This is a genomic window from Hominisplanchenecus faecis (assembly GCF_020687205.1).
Lineage (GTDB): Bacteria > Bacillota > Clostridia > Lachnospirales > Lachnospiraceae > Hominisplanchenecus > Hominisplanchenecus faecis.
Genome location: NZ_JAJEQE010000079.1, coordinates 1 through 7026 on the forward strand (window position 1 = coordinate 1; position 7026 = coordinate 7026).

The 7026-nt window shown below is 44.2% G+C and carries 4 protein-coding genes; all 4 read left to right on the top strand.

What is annotated here, in order from left to right; translation table 11 throughout:
- Positions 1–234 precede the first annotated feature (234 nt).
- The 4 genes from LKD42_RS14525 to LKD42_RS14540 all read left to right on the top strand — a co-directional run bounded on the left by LKD42_RS14525 (position 235) and on the right by LKD42_RS14540 (position 6847).
- A complete protein-coding gene (locus LKD42_RS14525; RefSeq protein WP_248836108.1) occupies positions 235–1155 on the top strand; it encodes a type II CAAX endopeptidase family protein in 921 nt (306 codons plus the stop codon).
- Positions 1156–1163: 8 nt separating this feature from the next.
- Positions 1164–4691: a DNA polymerase III subunit alpha gene (locus tag LKD42_RS14530; RefSeq protein WP_248836109.1), complete on the top strand. Its 3528-nt coding sequence runs from the start codon at positions 1164–1166 to the stop codon at positions 4689–4691.
- 68 nt (positions 4692–4759) lie between these two features.
- Positions 4760–5734 carry a 6-phosphofructokinase gene (gene pfkA / locus LKD42_RS14535; RefSeq protein ID WP_147632885.1) on the top strand — a complete coding sequence of 325 codons (975 nt, stop codon included), beginning with the start codon at positions 4760–4762 and terminating at the stop codon, positions 5732–5734.
- Positions 5735–6070: 336 nt separating this feature from the next.
- Positions 6071–6847 carry a TrmH family RNA methyltransferase gene (locus LKD42_RS14540; protein WP_022118481.1) on the top strand — a complete coding sequence of 259 codons (777 nt, stop codon included), beginning with the start codon at positions 6071–6073 and terminating at the stop codon, positions 6845–6847.
- Positions 6848–7026: the final 179 nt, after the last annotated feature.

Here is a 7026-nt window from a genome sequence, read left to right on the forward strand (position 1 = left end):
AGCGATTCTGTTGGGTAAATGTCAGCAAAGCTGACCAGAATCGCGTGCCAAGTCTCACGTGCGTTCGACTTGAACTTTGTTTTTAAAAATTAAACTTTGAAAATACAAAAAGAAATGGATTTTATGGTAGAATAAAATTATGATGCCAGGGTCAAAATGTCAAATTGTCGTTCTTGCCGCAAGACAGGACATTTTACTGACATTATTAAAAATAAAAAACGTGGAGGAAAACAAATGAACAAGACACCGAAGATAAACAGGCTGTTTCTGGTGACCGTTATCTGGATACTGTTATCCGGGATTTTTCTGGGATTTATCCCGTTTGTTCGTTCGATGGATGCGACGCAGCTGATGCTTTTGAGCCAGCTTCTGTATTTGATGCCGGTTATTGGATTTATGATCATAAACAAGGTAGACCCGAGAAAGTGGATGCCATTTAAACCACTGAAGTTATCGGTGATCGCAATGGTCATTTTATATGCAGTGCTGATGATCCCTGTTACATCCTGGCTGAATCTGCTTTCTATGCTTTTCGTAAGAAATGCATTTGAAAGTTCACAGTCGGAACTGACGCAGAATGCACTCTGGGTCAATATGATTGTGATGGCAGTCATTCCGCCGATCTGCGAAGAATTTACGTTCCGTGGTCTCTATTATAATGGATATCGTCAGAGAGGTGTGTGGTGTGCGATTCTTGGATCTGCACTGGCGTTTGGTCTGATGCACATGAACTTTAATCAGTTCTGCTATGCTTTTGTACTGGGCATTGCATTTGGTATTCTGCTGGAGGCGACAGGAAGTATTTTTGCTACGATGACAGCACATTTTGTGATCAATGGATGGAGTACGGCATTGATGGCAGTTTCCAAACTGCTTTATGGAATTTCTGCCGGCAGTTCTTCTACAAGTTCCGGAGCATTGACAACACAGGATATGATCGGTGTGATTAATGTTTATTCCGTGATCGCGGCGATCTGTATTTTTGCAGCGATCGGAGTGCTGATCTGGATTGCGAAACACTGTGGACGTTATGAGCATCTGAAATGGTGTTTTAAACGAAGAAAAAAACGTCCGGGTGAACCGAAAACCATGTTTACACCGGCATTTGCGGTGGCAACAGTTATAGTAGTGATCTACATGATATTGAGAGGGTGAGGTGCAGTTTGAGTTTTACACATTTACATGTTCATACAGAATACAGTTTGCTGGATGGATCAAATAAAATCAAAGAATACGTTGCACGGGTAAAAGAACTGGGCATGAACAGTGCGGCCATCACAGACCACGGCGTTATGTACGGTGTGATCGATTTTTACCGTGAAGCAAAAGCAGCCGGGATCAATCCGATTCTTGGATGTGAGGTGTATGTAGCACCCGGATCCAGATTTGACCGAGAAGCCGGAAGCGGTGATGACCGCTACTATCATCTGGTATTATTAGCAGAAAATAACACAGGTTACAGTAATCTGACCAAGATTGTATCAAAAGGTTTTACAGAAGGTTTCTATTATAAACCGCGTGTGGATATGGAAGTCCTGGAAAAATATCATGAAGGTATCATTGCCCTGTCTGCGTGTCTGGCAGGAGAAGTCCAAAAATATCTGGTGCGTGGTATGTACGAAGAAGCAGTGCGTGCCGCCAGACGCTACGAAGGAATTTTCGGAAGGGGCAACTTTTTCCTGGAGCTTCAGGATCATGGCATCCCGGAACAGAAAGCAGTCAATACACAGCTCCTTCGGATGAGCAAAGAGACAGGCATAGATCTGGTGGCGACAAATGATGTGCATTACACGTATGCATCCGATGCGGATTCTCATGATATTCTGCTGTGTTTACAGACCGGAAAGAAACTGTCGGATACCGACCGTATGCGTTATGAAGGCGGACAGTATTTTGTAAAATCCGAAGAAGAAATGAAAAACCTGTTTCCGTATGCACTGGAAGCACTGGAAAACACACAGAAAATCGCAGACCGTTGTCATGTGGAGATTGAGTTTGGTGTGACAAAACTTCCGAAATATGATGTGCCGGATGGCTATACATCATGGGAATATTTACAGAAACTCTGCCACGACGGACTGGTTCGCTGTTATGGCGAAGAGACGAAAGGATTAAAAGAACGTCTGGACTATGAGCTTGGCATCATTCAGAAAATGGGATATGTCGATTATTTCCTGATCGTATGGGATTATATCAAATTTGCCCGCGACCACGATATTATGGTAGGACCGGGACGAGGCTCGGCTGCAGGAAGCCTTGTCTCCTATACACTTGGCATTACACAGCTTGATCCTCTGAAATATAACTTACTGTTTGAACGTTTTCTGAACCCGGAACGTGTCTCCATGCCCGATATTGACGTGGATTTCTGCTTCGAAAGAAGACAGGAAGTCATTGATTACGTTGTGGAAAAATACGGCAAAGATCAGGTTGCACAGATCGTGACCTTTGGTACGATGGCGGCAAGAGGCGTGATCCGTGATGTCGGCCGTGTAATGGATCTTCCGTATGCAATGGTCGATTCAATCGCAAAAATGATCCCGACTGAGATCGGCATTACCATAGATAAAGCATTTCAGAGAAATCCGGAATTCAAAAAAATCTATGACGAAGATACGCAGGTGCATGAGCTGATCGATATGTCGAGAAGACTGGAAGGTCTGCCGCGTCATACCTCCATGCATGCAGCCGGGGTTGTGATCTGTCAGAAAGCGGTCGATGAGTTTGTGCCGCTCTCCAGAGGCAGCGACGGTGCGATCACGACGCAGTTTACGATGACGACACTGGAAGAACTGGGGCTGCTGAAAATGGACTTCCTGGGATTGCGTACCCTTACCGTTATCCAGAATGCAGTCCGTCTTGCAGAAAAATCGACCGGAAAAAGCATTGATATCGATCATATTGATTTTAATGACAAAGCCGTCCTGGATTCCATCGGAACTGGTAAGACAGAAGGCATTTTCCAGCTTGAAAGCGGCGGAATGAAAAACTTCATGAAAGAGCTGAAACCGCAGAGTCTGGAGGATATCATCGCCGGAATTTCCCTGTACCGTCCGGGTCCTATGGATTTTATTCCGCGTTATATCAAAGGTAAAAATAACCCGGATACGATCACGTACGAATGCCCGGAACTGGAGCCGATCCTGGAGCCGACTTACGGCTGTATCGTATACCAGGAACAGGTCATGCAGATCGTGCGTGCCCTCGGCGGCTATACGCTTGGACGAAGCGACCTTCTGCGTCGTGCGATGTCCAAGAAAAAAGCAGCCGTCATGGAAAAAGAACGTCAGAATTTTGTCTATGGAAATGAAGAAGAAGGCGTGCCGGGCTGCATCAAAAACGGAATTTCAGAAGAAATTGCAAATCATATCTATGATGAGATGACCGATTTTGCAAAATATGCATTCAATAAATCACATGCGGCATGTTATGCGGTAGTTGCATATCAGACAGCATGGCTGAAATATTACTATCCGGTAGAATTTATGGCAGCTTTGATGACCTCTGTCATTGATAATCCACCGAAAGTGGCAGAATATATTCTGAACTGCCGCCAGATGAGGATCCGTCTGCTTCCGCCGGATATCAACAAGGGCGAGAGTGCTTTTTCCGTAGAAGAAAACGAAAGCACGGAAAAAACAGGAGAAGAAGCATTTAAATATAATAAAAGCATCCGATATGGCCTTTCTGCGATCAAAAGTATCGGAAAACCGGTGATTGATGCAATCGTGCGGGAACGAAACCAGAATGGAATCTATCGAAATTTCCGCGATTTTGTGGAACGTCTGTCCGGAAAAGAATTAAATAAACGCACCATAGAGAATTTCATCAAAGCAGGAGCACTGGATGGTCTTTGTGATAACCGAAAACAGCTGATGATGATCTATGTGCAGGTTGTAGACAGTGTAAATCAGGAGAAGAAAAATGCAATGGCAGGTCAGATGTCTCTGTTTGACTTTGTGGCAGAGGAAGATAAAAAAGATTTTGAAATCCGCATGCCGGATGTAGAAGAATATGATAAAGAGCAGCTCCTTGCCTTTGAAAAAGAAGTGCTTGGCGTGTATATCAGCGGGCATCCTCTGGAAAAATATGAAAAGATGTGGCAGAAAAATATTTCGGCAACTACCATGGATTTTGCCTATCAGGAAGAACTGCACGGCTCCCGCCTGTTTGACGGAGCAGAGGAGATCATCGGAGGCATGGTCGAAGGCATTACGATCAAGCATACAAAAAACAATAAGACCATGGTCTTTTTGACCATCGAGGATCTTCTTGGCACAGTGGAAGTTGTAGTTTTTCCAAGACAGTATGAAATTTACCGAAACAGCATTACACAGGATGGCAAACTTTTTATCCGGGGACACGTATCTGCAGAAGAAGAAAAGGCAAGCAAACTGATCTGTGACAGAATCTGGAAATTTGAAGACCTGCCGAAAGAAATCTGGATTCAGTTCCCGGATCGGGAGAGTTTTGCAGCGGAAGAAAAAATCTTATACGAAATTTTACGTTCGTCGGATGGATCAGATCAGGTTGTAGTCTACATTCGTTCCCCGAAATCTATGAAAAGACTGGGCAAAGCATGGTCTGTGTGTGCAGATGAGACACTTTTGCAGAAAATTGTTGAAAGATATGGGCAGAACAATGTAAAAGTTGTTGAAAAGTGTATTGAAAATAACAGTAAAATGAATTAAAATTGAGAGCGAAGTATTTGGTTAGGAAAATCAAAGAGTCTAAACAGCGAATCTGAGGAGGTTTCAAGATGGCAAAAGAAATAAAGACAATAGGCGTACTTACAAGCGGCGGCGATGCTCCTGGTATGAATGCGGCAATTCGTGCGGTTGTTAGAAAAGCACTTTCCAGAGGACTGAAAGTAAAAGGTATCTATAAGGGATATAATGGTCTTCTGAATGAAGAGATTAAAGATATGACAGCACGTGACGTATCTGATATCATTTCCCGTGGCGGTACTGTACTGTATACAGCAAGATGTGCAGAGTTCCGTACACCGGAAGGACAGGCGAAAGGTGCAGAAGTCTGCAGAAAGCATGGTATTGACGGACTGGTAGTCATCGGTGGTGACGGATCCTTCGCAGGTGCACAGAAACTGGCTGCTCTGGGTATCAACACGATTGGTATCCCGGGAACGATCGACCTGGACATTGCATGCACCGAGTATACGATCGGATTTGATACAGCGATCAATACAGCAATGGAAGCAATCGATAAAGTACGTGATACATCCACATCTCATGAAAGATGCAGCATCATCGAAGTTATGGGACGTGGTGCAGGCTACATCGCTCTGTACTGCGGTATTGCAAACGGTGCAGAAGATATCCTTCTTCCGGAGAAATATGATTACGATGAGCAGAAGCTGATCAACAACATCATCGAAAACAGAAAACGTGGCAAAAAACATCATATCATCATCAATGCAGAAGGTATCGGACATTCTGCAAGCATGGCTCGCCGTATCGAAGCAGCTACCGGCATGGAGACAAGAGCTACCATCCTTGGCCATATGCAGCGTGGAGGAAGCCCGACATGTACAGACCGTGTATATGCATCCATGATGGGATCTTATGCAGTAGACCTTCTGGCAGAAGGAAAGACAAACCGTGTAGTAGGATACAGAAACGGAGAGTTTACAGACTTTGATATTGATGAGGCTCTGGCAATGCAGAAGAGCATTTCAGAATATATGTATGATGTAAGCAAGGCCCTTTCTATCTAATTATATAGTCAGAAGAGCGACGTTTTAATATATGATGTGGGTGTCAAAAGTCCCCAACTATGATGCCTACGGATTGTTCCGTGCGTTGCACTCCCACAATCCTCTCCGGTATTCGCATATCGTGGGATTATCATCCCACTTTTATGCTCATATCGGGGCGGGTCCCAAGGTCTTTCATCCACCTATGAGCAAGCTCATGTGGATTTAGACCTTTTGACCCTGGCATCATGATATAAATAATCAACACCCATATTCAAGTCAAACGTATGTAAGAGCCGGATATTACCAGTATGAAGGTACTACCGGCTCTTTTATTTTCAATCAGAGGAGAAAAATATGATAACCAGCACCGCAAATCCGCAGATCAAAAATCTGATCCAGCTTCAGAAGAAGAACAGGCTGCGTCAGGAACAGGGAATCTTTATTATAGAAGGAATCAAAATGTACCGGGAAGCACCGACAGACCAGGTAATAAAGACCTATGTATCAGAAAGTTTTTACAAAAAACATCAGAAAGAAGATATCTGGAAAGGGGAAAGCCTGGAAATCGTCACAGACCGCGTCTTTGAGGCGGCTTCTGATACAAAGACGCCACAGGGCGTGTTAAGCCTCGTGAAACGTTTTGAGTATGATCTGGACGATATCATTCAGGGCAGTACACCGCTGATCATGGTTCTGGAGAATATTCAGGATCCGGGCAATCTCGGAACCATTGTGCGTACAGGAGAAGGTGCGGGTATTACAGGCGTTATCATGAGCAACGGAACCGTTGATATCTATAATCCCAAAACCATACGTGCTACCATGGGGTCCATATACCGCGTGCCATTCTGTTATGCTGAGAATATGCAAGCGGTTATGCAGAAATTGAAAAAGTGCAAGATCCAAACCTATGCGGCCTATTTGGAGGGCAGCAGTGTTCACGATGCACAGAATTATAAAGAAGCAACAGCCTTTCTGATCGGAAACGAGGGGAATGGTCTTACAAGAGAACTTGCAGAAAGTGCAGACTGGCGTATCCGTATTCCAATGTGCGGGAAAGTAGAATCTTTAAATGCCGGGATTGCATCAGCGATCCTGATGTATGAGGCCCAGAGGCAGAGGCGAAACTAAGATAAACGCTTCGCAAGAGTCGTGTGCGTTTGAGTGAAATGTAAGTCTGTTTTAAGTATACTCAGAGCTGTTAGAAAAAGTTAGAAAAAAAGTTAAAAAAGTTGTTGACAGATCCGCACAACAGTGGTATCATACCAACTGTTGCGGCGGAAACGCAGAAACAACGGAGCCTGAGAGAT